Genomic DNA, 18,077 nt, shown 5'->3' with positions numbered 1-18,077 from the left:
CAAGCCTTGAATATGCTATTGGGCGTAAGCCTTCATTGGTGTCAACTTAAGCCAAAATGCCTACTCACAAAAGATTAGCCTAAAAGCAGGCGGAAGTAAGAGTAGGCTGAAAAAAAGGTTAGTATATAAAAAAGTGAGCAAAAAACAAATGGCAAGACAACATCCTCGGAGAAAAGGAAACCCAGACTTACGTCGTAAGACAAATCAGCCAGGGGTAGAAATCCCTGAAATAACAAAAGAGTTGTTTGAATTACTAGAACCCACAATGTTTACACCATTAAAATATTTACAGGGAACTCATGAGAAAATGATGAGAGATAGGGTGCTAAATTTACCAGTAATGGTGGCATTAGTGTTAAGTATAGTGTATCGTCAAATAGCGGGTATAAGTGAAGCGGTAAGACTGTTAGAGGAAGAGGGATTGCTATGGGTAGCATCATTAAAAGTAAGCAAACAGGCAGTATCAAAAAGAATGATGAATGTGCCAGCCGAAATATTTGCAATATTACTAAAAGGAGTGTTAGAAAAAGCAGCCGAAAAAGGGAAGAAGCTCCAAGTAGGAGAAAAATGGGAAAAAATAAGAGAAAAGTTTAGTGCAGTGTGGATAGCAGATGGCTCAACGCTAGAGCAGATAAGGAAAAATATGAAAATAAGTAAAGAAGAAAAGAGTAAATTGGGGGGTAAAATAATGATGGTAGTGGAAGCCTTTACCCAAAGACCCGTTACTTTATGGTACACAGAAAATGATAAATCAAATGATAAAATATGGTGTGAAGAATTGGCAGCTAAATTACCAGAAAATGGTTTAATTCTCGTAGATATGGGATTTTTTAGCTTTGTGTGGTTTGATTTGTTAACAGAAGCTAAAAAGTTTTTTCTAACCAGATTTAGAGCGGGTACATCTTACAAAACCAAACAAGTATTGTCTCAAGGTAGTCATTACAGAGATGAGATTATCATTATGGGAAATTACCGTTCTAATCCTTGCAAGCATCCGGTGAGATTAGTCTCAGTATTATGGGGAACAATCTGGTATCAGTATTTAACAAATGTGTTGTCTCCCGAACAACTGTCCGCCGAAGAGGTCTGTGATTTATATCGAAGACGATGGACAATCGAAGAAGCCTTTTTATTAACGAAAAGACTTTTAGGACTAGCCTATTTATGGGTAGGGAATAAGAATGGTGTCCAAATCCAGATTATTTGCACTTTGATTTTCTATACGGTCTTAAATCAATTGGTAGGGGAAGTGGCGATTGCTCTAAATCAACCGAAAGAAAAAATCTCAGTAGAGATGGTGTTTCGGAGTCTATACTATGTAGCGAAGGCTATTGCTAGAGGAGAAAAGCCTGATACAGTAACCTATCTGGCTGAACGTGCTAAGTTATTTGGTTTGGTCAAAGCTGAGAGAAAGCGACATCGAGAAAAGGCCGCTCTCAATCAACAAATTTGGGAACCCATTCCTTTAAGTTGACACGGATGGTAAGCCTTACGCCCCTACAAAACTAATTATCAACTATTCACTATCAACTATTCACTCATTCAAAATGCTCGTTCCTCTAACCCGCGAAACCTTTGAACAAGTTATTCCTCTGATTGCCACTGGAGCGCAATATAAATTTGCCTGGGGTCAATCGAAGGATTTACTTAGCCGTTTGCTCATTTCTTTGCTGATTGTGGTTAGTATTTGGCTGGTTGGGCTGGTTTTTGGTAGTGGTGCGGAGGGCTTACAGTTAATTTGCTTTATTATTGGCGGTTTGTATTGGTTTTGGTCACCGATTTATGTGGCCAGTGTGCGAAATAATTCCTATCGGCGTTTTCCCTATGCAGGCTTTTGGCGGGGTCGAGTCTTGGATGTTTACATCACCGAGAAGGTTGTCAGAGAAGATCAACAGGCCGATCGCTTTGGCCGTTTAGAAATTATTGAGAATTTTGAAAAGCGCATCAATATTGAAGTCGGCGATCGCGAAGGATTTCGAGTAACAGTGCAGGCTCCAGTCAAACGCCTGTATAAGCCGATCTCGCCTGGTCAAGTGGCGGAATTATTAGTGTTGTCGAAACAGCCCGAACTGGAACGGATTGATAAGATTACCGACCTTTATCTTCCCCAGTTTGATCTGTGGGTGGGTGATTATCCCTATCTGCGGCGGGATTTGTTCAAGGATATCAGTGCCAAGCTCGGCCAAAATCGTCAGGATGCCCCTACTCGCCGTCCCAATCGTCGCCGTTTGCGTTAAGTTCTGTTAAGTAAAAAGGGATTTTGGACAAAGTTTATAATTTTTAACAAATGCTTCTGAAGGGGTCTAAATCACCACTGTCTTCAGGTTTTTCCCTTGCCTTTTGCTACCTAGTCCATAGTCTTAAGTCTATTAGCACAATCGAGAGAAAGGTCGGCGATCGCTTCTAATGCCTGATCCCTCGTTTGCTTGAGAATTTTTGCCTGAGTAAAAATAAAGCGTTTTTATGTATTGCATGGATTTTTTTGCTTTTTGTTTTTATTTATTGTAAATAAAATAAGCAATTTTGTTTTTTAGCTAAAAATTAGATAAATATTGATTTTTAGGTCTTGAAAGTAAAAATAAAGCCTTATAGCTTCTATTTGCGCTTGATTAGACTGCCATTTGATTATCCTCCCCCTTTGCTTAATGAGGTTCTTGGTCAATAATGCAGATATTGAGATTGACTTAACAACCACAGGAGAAAGACCTTGACTTTAACACTCGCAGTTTACGGAAAAGGCGGCATCGGCAAATCCACGACTAGCTGCAACATCTCCACCGCTCTGGCTAAACGGGGCAAAAAAGTATTACAGATTGGTTGCGATCCCAAGCACGACAGCACTTTTACCCTGACAGGTTTTCTGATTCCGACGATTATTGACACCCTTCAGGAAAAGGATTTCCACTACGAAGATATTTGGCCCGAAGATGTGATCTACAAGGGTTATGCGGGTGTGGACTGTGTGGAAGCGGGTGGCCCTCCAGCCGGTGCGGGTTGTGGCGGTTATGTGGTTGGTGAAACGGTCAAGCTACTCAAGGAGTTAAATGCTTTTGATGAGTACGATGTCATTTTGTTTGATGTTTTGGGAGATGTGGTTTGTGGCGGTTTTGCGGCTCCCTTGAACTATGCAGACTATTGTTTGATCGTGACGGACAATGGTTTTGATGCTTTGTTTGCAGCCAATCGCATTGCGGCTTCGGTTCGAGAAAAAGCGCGGACTCATCCGTTACGGTTGGCAGGTTTAATTGGTAATCGCACTTCTAAGCGGGATTTAATTGATAAATATTTAGAAGCTGTGCCGATGCCAGTATTAGAAGTTCTGCCCTTAATTGAAGATATTCGGGTTTCGCGGGTGAAGGGTAAAACCTTATTTGAAATGGCGGAAACTGATTCTTCTTTGAATTATGTTTGTGATTATTATTTGAATATTGCGGATCAAATTTTGTCGCAACCGGAAGGGGTGGTTCCTAAAGATGCTCAGGATCGGGATTTATTCTCGTTGTTGTCTGATTTCTATTTGAATGCGGATGCTCCTGTTAAAGCAGAAAGAGAATTAGATTTAATGATGGTTTAAGTTTGATCCCCCCTAACCCCCCTTAAAAAGCTACTGTGTACACACATCTTAAAAAAAGACACGCTTTGAGGTTTGATCCCCCTAAATCCCCCTTAAAAAGGGGGACTTCAAACCTTTAATTTGTCTTCCCTCTTTCAAAGCTGTTCGTTACGCAAATCTCCTAATTAAAAAACTCAAAGCCATACACAGCAAGCTTTTCATCTTCTCCCCCCTTTTTAAGGGGGGTTGGGGGGGATCGAGACTCAGTAAGGGTTTCAGAGACTTCTGGGTAATGGATAGCTTTCAAAGGGGAGCTATGGGTGATTCTATAACTTGTGTGTACACGGTAGCCTTAAAAAGGGGGGAATAATTCTAACCTCTTGTTTTTATGATGACCAAAACTGAAGTGCCTTGGTATATCACCAAAAGGGGTGAATTGCTTACCAAACAATTTTTATTTGAACTTGCCCCTGATGATTTAATTTATACGGGTGATCATCCTGAACCTCTCTTTAATTACATGGCTCTTTTTCTCAAGCCTGATGGAAGTCCTGTTACGATCGCCATTACGGTTAAGGCCACCGAGGAAGAGATTAAGGGGGTTTATTCTTTTAAAGTGTCGGAACTTGACAAGTTTAAAAAATCCAATATTCCTGTTTTAATGCTAGTGATAGATGTTAAGCGGAATCAGTATTTTTAAAATTGGGCTGAAAGTGTAATGATCAATGAATCAGCTAATTCAGGTTCAGAAAAATCTATTTCTGTTTTATTGCGTCAAGGTACACCAGAGGTTATTCAACAGTTAAAACAAGAAATTCTAAGTAATTAATTTTAGTTATCGTGTTTCGCGGTTTACTAACGACGAGGTAATCAATGATCCACCAAAAGTTCTCAACCAAATCATTCAAGCAGGACAACTCCAGAATTGGGGGGCTAGGGGGCAAAATACCTTTGTTCCGCTCTTCACTTTCAAATTAACAACTATATTGATTAACCAATGAACATCTCCAACAACATTAAAACAACTCTAAAAGAACAATGGCTAGGTTTTTGCAAAAAAAATGCAGCCTCAATTAAGGAATTAAATGAACTAGAAAATTCTAGTGTTGTCATTAAACTGCAAGATGATAGTTTGCGTTTAAATTCTCTTTTTATATTAGGAACAATTGCAGGTCTTAATCCAGAATCATTTGAGCTTATTACTCTTTTATTAAAACTTAATAGCCCCGATCTAGTAGTAAAGGCTTTAGAATTGGATTTTGACCCATTGGCAACATCTAATATACCAGCTTTTTTAAGAAGAAGAGAATCAGGCTCTTCATCGGAATCGGAACTCTAATATTTAGTAACCAGTAACTGCTTAATGTTAGAGCAAAATTAGTATTTTTAAAATTGGGCTGCAAATGTTATGATCAAGGAATCAGCTAATTCAAGTTCAGAAAAGTCTATTTCTGTTTTGTTACGTCACGGTACACCGGAGGTCATCCAAGAATTAAAACAAGAAATTATGGAAATTAATTAACTAAGTTCTGGATTTGGAAAACAAAACCCTACAAAAATTATGGAATCTAAGGTAGGGGCTTGGTCTCCAAGCCTTATAGATTCTGGATTTGGAAACCAAACCCCTACAAAAATCATTATTATTTTGAAGAATTATGACTGGCCAAGTAAATTTTGACATTGATTATAAAGCTCTAGTCAGGGAAAAACTTCTTGATGCTTATGAAAATAATCCTCTCGTTTTAGAGAAAATTTTACAACTAAGGGAGAAAGCTAATCTTATTGAATATAGCCAATATAATGGTCAGATGATAGCTTTTTTAAATCGTTACTACTTAGCGGGAATTATCGTTGCTTTATGCCCAGAAGCAACAAATTTTATAACAACAGTGTTAGAGTTCAATTCTGATCTTTTTTCTGTTTTGAATACCATTGGTCTTAATTTTGATCCTAGACCAGAATTAGAAAAACGTGCTGAAGAAAGAAAATTGGCTCAAGAAGCCACTCTAGTTCAAAATAATAATGTCATCGGTCTTTTATCTGAAGATCCAGAATATCGAGCCGTACAAGAAGGTTTAGAAGAGATCAGGGCACAAATGAAACAATTGGAAAACTCCTCTTAAAATCTTACTTTTAAGTCTTTCCTAAATTCCACCTTTTCAAAACCATCATTTAACCCTAATTGGAGAACTCAACATGACTGCTGCTATTGAAAACACCGCCCCTTCTGCCCTTAACTTTGAATGCGAAACAGGCAATTATCATACCTTCTGCCCCATTAGTTGCGTTGCTTGGCTTTATCAAAAAATTGAAGATAGTTTCTTTCTCGTTATTGGCACAAAAACCTGTGGTTATTTCCTCCAAAATGCGATGGGAGTCATGATTTTTGCTGAACCCCGTTACGCAATGGCTGAACTTGAAGAAGGGGATATTTCTGCCCAACTGAAAGATTACGAAGAACTGAAACGCCTCTGTCTGCAAATTAAACGCGATCGCAATCCTAGTGTGATTGTTTGGATCGGCACTTGTACGACAGAAATTATCAAAATGGACTTGGAAGGATTAGCTCCCAAATTAGAAGCAGAAATCGGTATTCCTATTGTCACCGCACGCGCTAACGGTTTAGATTATGCCTTTACTCAAGGAGAAGATACGGTTTTAGCTTCAATGGTGCATAAATGTCCTAGCCCTAACCAAGTCAAAGCCGAAGGGGAAAAAGAAGAACGTAATTCCATTCAAAAACTGTTAAATTTTGGCCGCAAAAAAGAAGATATTAAAACCGAACAGGATCAATTTGTTAATCATCATCCCCTCGTTCTCTTTGGTTCTTTACCCGATCCGGTGGTAACAAATTTAACTTTAGAATTGAAAAAACAAGGGATTCAAGTTTCGGGTTGGTTGCCAGCTAAACGCTATACCGAATTACCTGTCATTGATGAAGGCTATTATGTGGCAGGGGTGAACCCGTTCTTGAGTCGTACTGCTACAACTTTAATGCGTCGCCGCAAATGTAAATTAATTGGCGCACCATTCCCTATTGGCCCCGATGGAACCCGTGCTTGGATTGAGAAAATCTGCTCCGTTTTAGGTGTGGAACCCAAAGGTTTAGCAGAACGGGAAGCTCAGATTTGGGCCAGTTTAGAGGATTACATTCAATTGATTCGCGGTAAATCGGTCTTCTTTATGGGGGATAATTTGCTGGAAGTTTCTCTGGCTCGTTTTCTCATTCGTTGCGGGATGACCTGTCAAGAAATTGGCATTCCCTACATGGATAAACGCTATCAAGCCGCCGAATTAGCGTTACTAGAAAAAACCTGTCAAGAAATGGGGGTTCCTTTACCTAATATTGTCGAGAAACCTGATAATTACAATCAAATTCAACGCATTTATGATCTCAAACCTGATTTGGTAATTACAGGTATGGCCCATGCTAATCCCTTAGAAGCTCGCGGTATTAATACCAAATGGTCGGTGGAATTTACCTTTGCCCAAATTCATGGGTTTACTAATGCCCGCGACATTTTAGAACTGGCAACCCGTCCCCTGCGTCGTAATAACAATTTGAAGGAATTGGGCTGGGAAAAATTAGTCAGAGAAGAGGCGATCGTTTAGTTTTAATTCTCTGTTAAAGATCGATTCCCCCTAACTTTTTTGTGAAAGGGGGAAATTTTTTTGCTTATTCGAGGACTTCGCTAATGCAAAAATGAATAGACTATTAGCCAGCGATCGCTGCTCCTTGATACCAGCTTGATCGTGGGCTTAATTTGTCGGGTTTTAGCTCCAGAATCTTTTGGCGATCACAACTGACAATGGGGACAAAAATGACTAGAACGTCCCGCTAATTTAATTCGTTCAATGACAGTTCCACAAACCCGACAAGGTTCCCCCTTTCGGCCATAAACCCAGGCAAGGCCGCCATAGTTCCCGTTAATGCCCGTCACATCCCGAAAATCACTAAAGGTCGTTCCCCCGGCCGCGATCGCCATTTCTAGCACCGTGATAATCGCCTGATGAAGCTGCTCCCATTGGCCAAGAGAGATTTGAGAAGCGGGGGTCGTAGGTTGCAAACCGCACTTAAATAAGACTTCATCTGCATAGATATTGCCCAACCCTGCCACTAACGACTGATCTAAGAGAGCCGTTTTAATGGGACGTTGACTTTTTTTCAATTTTTGTTGAAGATAAACCGCCGAAAATTCTGGTGCAAAGGGTTCTGGCCCAAGCTTTTGTAATCCTGAAATAACACTTGTAGGCGTTTCTGAAGCGGCAAGACCCCAAATGCGTCCAAAAGTACGAATATCCACAAATGCGAGCACTTGACCCTGTTCAAATTGAAAATAAAGACGGGTATGAGGCGCGATCGCCCTGGTCGAGATCTCTTTGTCATCTTCTGGCATTTGCCAAAGTAACTGCCCCGTCATTCGCAGATGAATCCCTAAGTAACCCGCCGCCTTGCCTTGTTTACTGAGGTTGGCCAAGAGATACTTGCCACGCCGTTGCCAATGTTCTAGGGTCGTCCCTTGAAGTTGCTGCCAAAACTGGTCAACAGAAAAGGGGTAAGCCAGCGTGCTTCGATGCAACACCGCTCCCCCCTGGATAACTTGTCCTAAGGTCAAACGATTAAGACCTCGACAGACAGTTTCAACTTCAGGTAGTTCTGGCACAATTTGCTAAAAATCAGGAATAAGTACAGGAAAAATCCTAGTCAATCCTAACGCTTATTTAGCAGCTGCGGCCTTAACAACATCTAGTTCGCCTTCAGCAAAGTTATTGGTGTTAATTCCCGTTGCGCTGCCGCTAAAACCGGTATAGTTAACCCGGTCAAAGCGCACAATAACGGGATAGAGAACGCCACTTTTTTCCACGCTGGCAACAGTGCCTACATCACCATACCAGTAGGATTCAGGACGTTTAATTCTAACTGTGTCTCCACGTTTGATGGCCATAGTTGTTCCTTAATAATTCCGTATGTTAAAGTAACCTGCGATCGCCTTAAATGCCTAAGCAAGAAAGAAGTTATCCCTAGCAGAGACAGTCTTGGCCGGATGAGCAGGCTTACTTAACGCAAAATTCTATCAGCTTTTCCTCGCATTCTCCTACCCCTGTTAAAGGAGTCTTACAAATCTTTACATCCCATCTCATCCTTTCTCATACCAGTTGATATAGTTAAGACTGTTTAAAGTTTTATCGCAGGAGATTGAGTCATGGCTAAAGCTTTGTTACAAATGGGGGCGATCGCGGCGATCGGGGTAATGCTCATTGCTAACGTCAGCGAGGTCAGAGGACAAGCGTTAAACGGGACGCTCAAAAAAATTAAAGACTCCGGTGTCATTGTGCTAGGAGTCAGGGAATCCTCCATTCCGTTTTCCTATCTCGACAATAATGAAAAAACCATCGGTTACTCCATCGACTTGTGTATGAAGGTAGTAGATGCGGTCAAAAAACAGCTTAAAATGCCCAATCTTCAAGTCAAAACCAATGCCGTCACCTCCCAAACCCGTATTCCCCTGATGACCAATGGGGGGTGCGACCTTTAGTTGATAAAAGCTGTTGTAATCAGGGTTCTACAGGGAACCCATATTGATCAAGTTTTGCCCAAAATTGACTCCATCGTTCCTTGGTCAATACCAAAGCTCGTAGGCTCAAAATAATTCCTGCTCCTTTTTCCTTCCATCGCATCCCTGAACAACATAATCGTTGTTTGACCAACGTCTTACAAGCTGCTTCCGTAACACCTGAACCAATCGGATACTTTTTCTCTAAGTATTCAGCATAATCCATTTGATGCTGATGATTCTCGTAATAAGTAATCGCCGCTTGTAGTTTCTCGGTAAGATTCTTAGAATGACTTTTTTCTTCTTTGACTTCTTTCATCAGATTTAGCAGTTCTCCTGCTTTTCCTTTTTCATGCTTGAGTTCTCGACAATTTTCAGTCAACCATTCTTTTTGTTTTGACACGGTATTCGGATGCAACGCTTCTGCCAAGGCACCTAAGTAACCAGAGGCATGATAGAAATCTAATATCTGTTCTTCCGTTTGCTTTTCTAAAAACTTCCAATTTGATTCTGCCCCGTCTGCTATCCCGACCAATGTTGCCTCTGGATAACGGTTTTTCGCTCGCTCAATTTCTCTTTCTAATCTTTCTAGAAAACTCTTTTTTCCATACTCTGGTGCCGCACCTAGATAGATTGTATGTTGACGTTCGCCTTCACTATCGTATAGGGAAACGGTTCCCACCATTGCTTCACGGTAGCCATCCTCACACATCAGCATACAGGTTCCATCTAATCCTATTCCCACTGTTGCAATTTGGCTATCCTCCTTGGGCGGGGCATAACTCCACGCTTCTTCTTTTGCCTGTACCACACTTCCTACTGCTTCACTCAATCTTTGGATATAGGATAGCGCTACTTTTCTACCATGATTTTCTAATAAATCATTTTTCACCTCTTTGCCTGCCATCCCTGACATTTTTGAGGATACCTGTTTTGCCAATAATGGCGTTGATGTTATGATTATCCTTGCTTCTCTTTCTAAGGGGCAATACGTTTTTCCTCAAAGGTGAACGCTGATATACATGACGATTCACTATAACCTCACCATAAGGTGTTTGATATTCTTTCGGTTGCTCTCCCTTACTCTTCCAGATTTCTTCACCGATTTTTAAGGGTGAACCATCTGTATCTAAATATTTCAAGGCTTCTTTGCTGGCGATGCAACCTACTTCGTTTAAGCCTTTTTGAATATTTATTTCTGTATCCAACATTGAACGACTTAGTTCTAATGTTAGTTCTATTTTTATCTTTGAACCCTCTACATTAATTAGTTTTGCTGTCATCATTGTTTCCTCTTTGTCACTTTTCATCCCATGTTAACACTTTTCTTTTCCTTCATCAACTAAAGGTCACACCCCCAATGGGACTATTGACATAGAATGTGGTTCTACGACTAACAGCAAAGAACGCCAGAAACAGGTTGCCTTTAGCGTCGCCCATTATGTCACCTCCGTCCGTATGGCAGTGAAGGCCAACTCTGGCATTAAAACCCTAGATGATCTCGATGGTAAACCCGTTGTCACCACCACTGGAACCACCTCTGATCGCTATATTAAACAGAATGAAAAGGGCAAACAAATCAATGTCAAAAATCTCTATGGCAAAGATCATGCCGAATCCTTTTTAATGCTGGAATCCGGTCGGGCGGCTGCGTTTGTGATGGATGATGTTTTATTAGCCGGACTCATTGCCCAATCCAAAAATCCCAAGGAGTTTATAATCGTCGGGCCGGCCCTATCCGTAGAACCCTATGGACTCATGTTCCGTAAGGATGATCCCCAATTTAAGGAACTCGTGGATAAAACTCTCACTTCAACCATGAAATCCGGTGCGATTAATACCATCTATAGTAAGTGGTTTATGAAACCGATTCCGCCTAAAAATGTCAATCTCAACTTACCCATGAGTGCAAAGCTTAAGGAAGCCTTTAAAAATCCAACCGATCAGGGTGTTTAAGTTACCTCTCGCTAGGCTTGATTTAAAATAGAAACTGGCATAAGCTGTCGCGCAGTTAAAGTGCATGGTGATTTTACTGAAAGTTCTTTAACAAGGGGCTTAAGCCCCTTACCCGTATGGGTTTGAGATAATTAACGGTTGAACCGCATTCTTATTCCCTTTTATCCTCTTCTACCCATTTCTCTGATGAGCAAACCAACCCACGCCCATTTAACCTTTACGCTCAAGAAAAATTTGGCCTATGCCTACAAAGAGCAAACCAAACAGCAAAAAGTTTATTATATGGGAGCAAAATTACTAGAAATTGGGATTGAACCACAAGATGCGGTCTATCGCTGGTCATTACAAACCAATCCTACCGAGGAAGTTTGGACTTATAGTGCCTATTGGGGGGAGTCAAGAGTGCAATTGCTCTCTGGGCACTATCCCTTAACGGGAACTGAACTCATTGACTGTGCCAGGGCAAACGCTCCCCAGGGATTAACGACAACGACTCAACTCTGCGGCTATAACGAAGATACCCAAGCCTTTCAAACAGCATTACAGGAGGCCACTCAGCAAGCTGGCCTATCCTTAGCATCCCTCACTGACCTAATAGAACCACCGGCGGGAATTAGCGTGGCTCCCGATACGGCTTCTTTGCTCTGAAAAATGGGAACTACGCTTCGAGCTTAAATAATCCAAAAGCCCTGTTTGCGCCACATTTGCTCCTGGAGAGCTTCTTCTACCTGGGGGGGCGCAAGTAACCCTTTCATTACCAGCAGTTCCCCTAATTTTAAACGAAAATAGGTTTGTTGGGCGATCGCCTCTTCCAACTGTTGAGCCGTGATCCAACGCTTTCTCAGCAAGATTTCACCTAATTTCATCAATTGAGTGGCAGAAGGATTATTCTGGGAACGAGTCATCGTAGTAGCCAACATAGAAATTAACCTTTTCTGTCTATAGAGTTTAGTGACATACTCCCAGCACTAACTGCTTAGGCGGTACAGTGTGGGCTTCTCCCACCAGAAAGTCGTTCTACGATGGAACTGGACTGGAGCGTTTTATAGTGAGACGATGCCCAACCCCACTTTTTGAAATTTCTTTTTCATCCTATTTGAACCATGCAACGGAGTCGCTTGTTATTGATCGAATCTTCTTCATTGAAGAAGTGCCAACAATCAGAGGCTTATCAGACATCTTACGGGAAGGAAATCAACCCTTATGGCAATCAGGTTCTTTATTGCCTTGTCCAAATAATAGCATTTTTTGTTAATCTTCGCGGCATTGAGCCACTCGATTAACTCGACTTTCATCCCATCGCTCACCTGTCGGTAGAGCGTGGGGCTTCCCATCGAACTAGCTAAATCAAAGAGTGTATGAGAAAATCAGGGAAGAAGTCGGAAAGATGCTTCCGTAAGATCCCTGATAGGGTAATTATTTTTAGGAGGGGAAGTATATATATTCACCTAATATTAACATCATCTTTATAGAATGGTTCATTTTTATAAAAACTTAACAATTTTTTTCGACCTGTAAGCCTTTCTGCGCTTGAAGAAAAGTCATTTTTAATACACATAAACTTACTTGCTTTGGTTTGTTAAGTTTCGTTACAATCATAATCCCATCATTTACAAAGGCAATTTCCACGAGTCCTAATGCAATCCCCTATCCGTCAGCACCCCATCCCAATTTCCTCAAAACCTCAAACTTATGATCTAACGGATTGGCAGCAGGGCTACAGTTCCCAAACCCAGGAACTCGATTGTTGGTTAACTGCCGTTGAAGGCGAAATTCCTCGGCAATTACAGGGAACACTCTTTCGTAATGGCCCTGGCTTATTTGAAATTGGAGGGGTTCCCATTCGTCATCCCTTTGATGGAGATGGATTAATCACTGCTTTTACCTTTACTGGGGATGGTCGTGTACATTTCCGCGATCGCTTTGTCCGTACCGAGGGTTATGTCCAGGAACAGGCGGCCAAAAAAATGCTCTATCGAGGGGTTTTTGGAACCCAGCCGCCAGGAAGCTGGTGGAGAAACGCCTTTGATTTGAGACTGAAAAATATTGCTAATACTAATGTCGTTTATTGGGGAGAAAAACTGCTGGCTTTATGGGAAGCGGCCCATCCCTATCGTTTAGATCCTCTGACTCTAGAAACGTTGGGGCTAGAGAATTTGGACGAAATTTTACAAACAGGGGATGCTTTTTCAGCCCATCCCTGGATTGATCTCCATTGTGACCAAGATCAGGGTCAACCTTGCCTGGTGAATTTTGCCTTAAAAACAGGGGTTTCTAGTCAAATTACCCTTTTTGAATTAAGTCCAACGGGAGAATTATTGCGCCGTCATAGTCATAAAATCCCAGGCTTTGCTTTTATTCATGATTTTGCCATTACTCCTAACTACGCCATTTTTCTACAAAATAAGGTGAATTTTAACCCCTTGCCTTATCTGTTCGGTTTAAAGGGAGCCGGAGAATGTGTGCAGTTTCAACCTAGCCAACCGGCCAGGATAATTTTAATTCCTCGCAAGCCGCCCTACGATCAGGTAAAAATATTGGCAGTGGAAGCAGGCTTTGTTTTCCATCATGCTAATGCCTTTGAAGCGGATCATAAAATTTATCTAGATTCAATTTGTTACGCCTCTTTACCCCAAATTCAACCGGATACTTTTTATAAAGATGTCAATTTCGAGCATCTTGATCCGGGTCAATTCTGGCGGTTTAGCATTGATTTGAATTCCGAATCCGTAGAACAGCAACTTTTATTGGCTCGCTGCTGTGAATTTCCTTCCTTGAACGGCGATCGCGTGGGTCGTTCCTATCGATATGTTTATCTTGGTGCAGCCCATCATGGTACAGGAAACGCGCCTCTACAGGCAGTGGTTAAACTAGATTTAGAGACAGGAGCAGAAAAAACTTATTCTGTGGCTCCGAGGGGATTTACAGGAGAACCGATCTTTGTAGCAAATCCTGAGGGAATTAATGAAGATGATGGTTGGTTATTAATCCTTGTTTATAATGCAGCAACTCATGGTTCTGAACTGGTGATTTTAGAGGCTAAAGAGTTAAACCCCCTAGCAATTATTTCCTTGCCGATCCATATTCCCTACGGCTTACATGGTTCCTGGACAAGTCACTGTTTTTAGGGATTGGGAAGCAAAATAACGATCAGCTATCGTTCTAATTCTGATTTCTATCAGACTAGAATTTCAACAATTTTTGATTTGTTATTTTGATCGGACTTGATCATCACTTGGGATTTAGAGACTTGGAAATGTTTGGCTAATAAACTAATTAACTCCAGATTTGCTTTGCCATCAATAGGAGGGGATTTGAGGCTAATTTTTAAGCTACCATCGGCGATCGCTTCTATTTTCTGTTGTTTGGCATTGGCTTTGACTTTGACTGAAATTTTCATAGCTGATGGCGATATTAGTTCAATCAAGGGGTTAGCGAGCAGATACTAAGGAGGCAAAATGCTGATAGATACGAACTTTTTCCAGTCTGGGGCCATTAACCACTTCAATAGTAAAGGTCAGATTTTTATAGCGAAGGCTTTCACCTTGGTGGGGAATTTTTTGCCATTCATAGAGTAGAAACCCACCTAGGGTTTGGTAATCGTCGGCCAGGGGTAATCTTAAACCGAGAATTTCATTGAGTTCTTCTAGATTCATAGAAGCTTCCACAATGAAGGTTTGGGGATCTAGCATTTGTAACGGCAAACGATCTTCATTTTCCTCCGCTTCGCCTGCGCCTAAAATTTCCGTGACTAGATCCTCGATGGTGATCAGTCCTGAGGTTCCTCCAAATTCATCGACCACCATAACTGTTTTTAAGTGCGATCGCTTTGGGTTAACTTTTAGCGATCGTTGCATGGAGGCCAAGAGATCGGTTAAGGGGACATTTTCAGACACAAATCGAATCGGTTTCATCCAGGCTTCGAGCCTAGCCGTTGGGCACAAATCGCCATGTAGTAAGGGAACAGCCAATTCTTTGATATCGATAATGCCACGAATATCGTCTAGGGATTCTCCTTTGATGGGATAACGCGAATAACCATGCGCAATAATCGCTTTAAGCAAATCAGCAACCGTACTGTTAGCATTCAGCACAACTAACTGGGAACGGGGAATCATAATCTCCGCTGCCGTTGTATTTCTCAGCACAAAAGCATTATTAAGAATGGCTCGTTCTGTATTGCCTAAGCCAATCGTTTCTTCCTCGGTGGCAATCAGGCGTTGGAGTTCCTCTGGTGTTAGTCGCTCAAGATCGCGGCGTTTTTCAATATTTTCTAGCCCGATAAACTCTAATAACCAATAGGTTGAATGATTTAAGAACCAGATAAGAGGATTCATTAAACGGGCGATCGCCTTGATCGGGGGAGCCAAAAACAGAGCTACCGTTTCAGTGTAGAGAAAAGCAATGGCTTTGGGACAGAGTTCTCCCAAGACGATTTGTAGATAGGCAATCAGTAAAAAAGCGAGGGGAATGGCGATCAAGTGGGACAGAAAATGGGCAGAGTTCGGCAGTAGTGGTAATTGAACTAAAGCTAGAGTCAGTCCCTGGGAAACAGTATTTTCGCCCAGCCATCCTAATCCTAAACTGGCCAGAGTAATCCCTAATTGCGTGGTAGAGAGTAAAGTATCTAAATGTTTTTGTAAGTATTGTATTGCCAGGGCTGACCGATCGCCTTTTTCCCCCCGTTGGTTAATCCGTAGTTGGCTAATCCGCGATCGCCCTACCGCCATTATGGAAAATTCTGCCGTCACAAAAAACGCATTTAGGGCGATTAATAGTATTATTAGTAACAATCGGCCAACCAGATCATTCATTAGTTTGATAACAGTCGTCAAAGCTCTATTTTAACGGACATTTTCTGTCTAATTTTGCTCCTAGATAACGATCGGAGCCAGAGACAAACGATAAGCTGGGCTGTTTTGATTATTTTAAAGGCCGCATATTTCTAAACGAGCCATCAAGGTGGAGAACCAACCAGTAAAACCCCAAAGTTGCAATCCTAACATTGGTAAATGGCCAACGGAGCCCAAATACTAAAATTCAGGTCTTTATAAGGAATCATGCGGCTATTTTGTCGCCAGCCCACCTGATCACCAGCAATTCTAAATTTGCGCTGTAGCAAGGGTTTCAGGTTTTAGTTCGCGTAATACGGGGTAAAATTCAACGGGATTAACAAGTTCATTTTACGAGTCTTCAGGCTTTCAGGCATAGTAGTACACATGGAGTTGCCCCAAAAACCCCCTTTGAAACCCTAACGGGTGCGACCTTTAGTTGATGAAAGCAAGAAAGAAAGGTGTTAACATGAGATGAAAAGTGACAAAGAGGAAACAATGATGACAGCAAAACTAATTAATACAGAGGGTTCAAAGATAAAAATAGAACTGACATTAGAACTCAGTCGCTCAATGTTGGAGACAGAAGTAAATATTCAAGTAAGCCTTCAAGGTGGTTGAAGTTCAATGGGAATTAAGGAAGGGAAGGGTAAATCGAACCGTACTGCCCGACAAACAGAAGAAAGAAAATCCCAAACATCCCGATTTTGAGCTTTAAGGGAAGTAACGACTGTAAGAAGACGTGCGACAAATTGACTACCAGCCTCGGACTGACTGCCAAAACTAGTACGCCGCCAAATAACCGCAGGTCTAAGAGCTTGCTCTGCGGCATTGTTAGTGGGTTCGAGCCCTATCTGCTCAACAAACGTCCAAAGGGCGGTTTCTAGTTTGAGAATTTGTCGACAAGACCGAATCGTGTGGGCTAAAGGTGATTTCTCCTTATTCTCTATAGGAAGAGCGGCGGCAGTTTCTAACTCCTGCTTAAAGCCTCGACGCAAGAACGTGACCGCTAGTTGAAACTGTTCTCTGCTCATCGTCCCCTCTCTCACTTGATGCCACCAGCGAAATAAACGCTGCTGGTACCTTAATAAGTTCTCCCCAATCTCTTGTGAAACCCCACTCCTTTCTGCCATCGCCGTAAAATCTCGTTTGAGATGGGCCCAACAGACTTGACGCTGATTGACATCCAACCAGTTGTAGCTACTGTAACGGTCAGATACCACAATGCCCTGATAATCTTCTCCCAACATCTGCTTTGCTGATTCTTGAGAACGGCTTAAAGCAACTTTAAATACCGTAATAGCTTTACTAACCAATACCCATAACCAGCCTTTTTTCGCCGTTGGATTTTTACCGTCCCCATTACCTTGAGTAAATCCTGTTTCATCACTATGGACTTGCTCCAGAGATTTCACTTTTTCATGGGCTTCTTCCACTATCGAGGCTAAGGCTTCGCTCATCTCTTGGCGCAGGCGGTTGAGGCTGGCTTTTGATATTTTTATTCCCCACAATCTTTGCAATAGTTGTTGCAGTTGGCTATGACTTTGGCGATAGTCACTACTCCAGAACAGGGCGAACGCATCTTATTTTTGAAAGGTAGGCTGGATAAGGGTTTCCGAGATCATGATTGATTTTTCATGAAACGCTGAAAGTCTTATCAGATAAGGAGTCTAGAATTTAGATGCGTTTGCCCTGTACTCCAGAGCAGCAATTCCAAATTCAAATGGTATAAATAGAGACAGAAAAACTTTGACCTATAGGAAGTTATGAATAAAGAGAAAAGTGTCTACTGATTTTGCAGAGAGAAAGATGGAAGTAAACGACCTAAGTTTTGACGGAATCGTTCACTGTTTAAACGAGGTCATTGGGAAGATAGATGACCCCCGTTCGGTTAGTAATGCAACGAAATATAGTCTAAGAGAGGCGATACTGGGGGCATTTGCCGCCTTTTTTATGCAAAATGAGTCATTTTTAGAGTACCAACGTCAGCTTAACAGCCGTTGTGGGCGAGATAATGCTCAGAGCTTGTTTGGACTAGAAAAAATACCAACAGTAGAACAGATTCGCAACATTGTGGATGGGGTAGCAGCGAGTAGTCTATCATTGGTGTCAACTTAAGCCAAAATGCCTACTCACAAAAGATTAGCCTAAAAGCAGGCGGAAGTAAGAGTAGGCTGAAAA

At 41.6% G+C, this 18,077-nt stretch carries 19 protein-coding genes and 1 pseudogene; 13 read left to right on the top strand and 7 right to left on the bottom strand.

The genetic code is table 11. From position 1 onward, the window contains the following. Window positions 1-148 precede the first annotated feature (148 nt). The 7 genes from KA717_03300 to bchN all read left to right on the top strand — a co-directional run bounded on the left by KA717_03300 (window position 149) and on the right by bchN (window position 7,165). On the top strand, window positions 149-1,474 hold the full coding sequence (locus KA717_03300; GenBank protein UXE64540.1) for an IS4 family transposase: 1,326 nt from the start codon (window positions 149-151) through the stop codon (window positions 1,472-1,474). Window positions 1,475-1,547: 73 nt separating this feature from the next. Beyond that, window positions 1,548-2,237 (top strand): phosphate ABC transporter permease, encoded by a 690-nt coding sequence (locus tag KA717_03295; GenBank protein UXE61959.1) that lies wholly within the window; start codon window positions 1,548-1,550, stop codon window positions 2,235-2,237. A gap of 470 nt (window positions 2,238-2,707) precedes the next feature. Further along, on the top strand, window positions 2,708-3,574 hold the full coding sequence (gene bchL, locus KA717_03290; GenBank protein ID UXE61958.1) for a ferredoxin:protochlorophyllide reductase (ATP-dependent) iron-sulfur ATP-binding protein: 867 nt from the start codon (window positions 2,708-2,710) through the stop codon (window positions 3,572-3,574). 367 nt (window positions 3,575-3,941) lie between these two features. Further along, complete coding sequence (locus tag KA717_03285) at window positions 3,942-4,253, top strand: hypothetical protein (GenBank protein ID UXE61957.1); 312 nt, start codon at window positions 3,942-3,944, stop codon at window positions 4,251-4,253. A gap of 297 nt (window positions 4,254-4,550) precedes the next feature. Then, entirely contained in the window at window positions 4,551-4,892 is a 342-nt protein-coding gene (locus KA717_03280) for a DUF5331 domain-containing protein (GenBank protein UXE61956.1), read from the top strand. 316 nt (window positions 4,893-5,208) lie between these two features. Next, the gene (locus tag KA717_03275; GenBank protein ID UXE61955.1) at window positions 5,209-5,676 is read left to right on the top strand and encodes a DUF5331 domain-containing protein; all 468 of its coding nucleotides are present in this window, start codon (window positions 5,209-5,211) and stop codon (window positions 5,674-5,676) included. A gap of 73 nt (window positions 5,677-5,749) precedes the next feature. Further along, window positions 5,750-7,165: a ferredoxin:protochlorophyllide reductase (ATP-dependent) subunit N gene (gene bchN, locus KA717_03270; GenBank protein ID UXE61954.1), complete on the top strand. Its 1,416-nt coding sequence runs from the start codon at window positions 5,750-5,752 to the stop codon at window positions 7,163-7,165. A gap of 185 nt (window positions 7,166-7,350) precedes the next feature. Here bchN and KA717_03265 read toward each other — a convergent pair whose 3' ends face one another. Both KA717_03265 and KA717_03260 read right to left on the bottom strand, forming a co-directional pair. Next, entirely contained in the window at window positions 7,351-8,217 is an 867-nt protein-coding gene (locus KA717_03265; GenBank protein ID UXE61953.1) for a DNA-formamidopyrimidine glycosylase, read from the bottom strand. Between the two features lie 54 nt (window positions 8,218-8,271). Beyond that, entirely contained in the window at window positions 8,272-8,499 is a 228-nt protein-coding gene (locus KA717_03260; GenBank protein ID UXE61952.1) for a photosystem I reaction center subunit IV, read from the bottom strand. 258 nt (window positions 8,500-8,757) lie between these two features. On the opposite strand from KA717_03260, the gene KA717_03255 reads away from it, so the two are divergent. Next, the gene (locus KA717_03255) at window positions 8,758-9,090 is read left to right on the top strand and encodes a transporter substrate-binding domain-containing protein (GenBank protein ID UXE61951.1); all 333 of its coding nucleotides are present in this window, start codon (window positions 8,758-8,760) and stop codon (window positions 9,088-9,090) included. Between the two features lie 19 nt (window positions 9,091-9,109). On the opposite strand, the pseudogene KA717_03250 reads toward KA717_03255, so the two are convergent. Next, a pseudogene (locus KA717_03250) lies at window positions 9,110-10,391 on the bottom strand (ISKra4 family transposase). 91 nt (window positions 10,392-10,482) lie between these two features. Between KA717_03250 and KA717_03245 the strand changes: the two are divergent. After that, on the top strand, window positions 10,483-11,064 hold the full coding sequence (locus tag KA717_03245) for a transporter substrate-binding domain-containing protein (GenBank protein UXE64539.1): 582 nt from the start codon (window positions 10,483-10,485) through the stop codon (window positions 11,062-11,064). Between the two features lie 186 nt (window positions 11,065-11,250). Beyond that, on the top strand, window positions 11,251-11,712 hold the full coding sequence (locus KA717_03240; GenBank protein ID UXE61950.1) for a hypothetical protein: 462 nt from the start codon (window positions 11,251-11,253) through the stop codon (window positions 11,710-11,712). Between the two features lie 23 nt (window positions 11,713-11,735). Here the strand turns inward: KA717_03240 and KA717_03235 are convergent, their stop codons facing one another. Beyond that, window positions 11,736-11,984, bottom strand: coding sequence for a hypothetical protein (locus tag KA717_03235; GenBank protein ID UXE61949.1), 249 nt, complete (start codon window positions 11,982-11,984; stop codon window positions 11,736-11,738). 717 nt (window positions 11,985-12,701) lie between these two features. Here KA717_03235 and KA717_03230 point away from each other — a divergent pair. Further along, a complete protein-coding gene (locus tag KA717_03230; protein ID UXE61948.1) occupies window positions 12,702-14,192 on the top strand; it encodes a carotenoid oxygenase family protein in 1,491 nt (496 codons plus the stop codon). Between the two features lie 50 nt (window positions 14,193-14,242). Here KA717_03230 and KA717_03225 read toward each other — a convergent pair whose 3' ends face one another. Then, on the bottom strand, window positions 14,243-14,464 hold the full coding sequence (locus KA717_03225; GenBank protein UXE61947.1) for a DUF167 domain-containing protein: 222 nt from the start codon (window positions 14,462-14,464) through the stop codon (window positions 14,243-14,245). Window positions 14,465-14,495: 31 nt separating this feature from the next. Continuing rightward, window positions 14,496-15,899 carry a hemolysin family protein gene (locus tag KA717_03220; protein ID UXE61946.1) on the bottom strand — a complete coding sequence of 468 codons (1,404 nt, stop codon included), beginning with the start codon at window positions 15,897-15,899 and terminating at the stop codon, window positions 14,496-14,498. A gap of 471 nt (window positions 15,900-16,370) precedes the next feature. Between KA717_03220 and KA717_03215 the strand changes: the two genes are divergently transcribed. After that, window positions 16,371-16,517, top strand: a complete 147-nt coding sequence (locus tag KA717_03215; GenBank protein UXE61945.1) for a hypothetical protein — start codon at window positions 16,371-16,373, stop codon at window positions 16,515-16,517. Here KA717_03215 and KA717_03210 read toward each other — a convergent pair. Then, window positions 16,505-17,416: an IS66 family transposase gene (locus KA717_03210; protein UXE61944.1), complete on the bottom strand. Its 912-nt coding sequence runs from the start codon at window positions 17,414-17,416 to the stop codon at window positions 16,505-16,507. The genes KA717_03215 and KA717_03210 overlap by 13 nt on opposite strands. 262 nt (window positions 17,417-17,678) lie before the next feature. On the opposite strand from KA717_03210, the gene KA717_03205 reads away from it, so the two are divergent. Further along, window positions 17,679-18,014: a hypothetical protein gene (locus KA717_03205; protein UXE61943.1), complete on the top strand. Its 336-nt coding sequence runs from the start codon at window positions 17,679-17,681 to the stop codon at window positions 18,012-18,014. Window positions 18,015-18,077 lie beyond the last annotated feature (63 nt).

The organism is Woronichinia naegeliana WA131 (assembly GCA_025370055.1).
In the GTDB taxonomy this organism is placed as follows: Bacteria; Cyanobacteriota; Cyanobacteriia; order Cyanobacteriales; family Microcystaceae; genus Woronichinia; species Woronichinia naegeliana.
The sequence above is the reverse complement of the archived record's forward strand: the minus strand, read 5'-3'. Positions and strand labels throughout refer to the sequence as shown.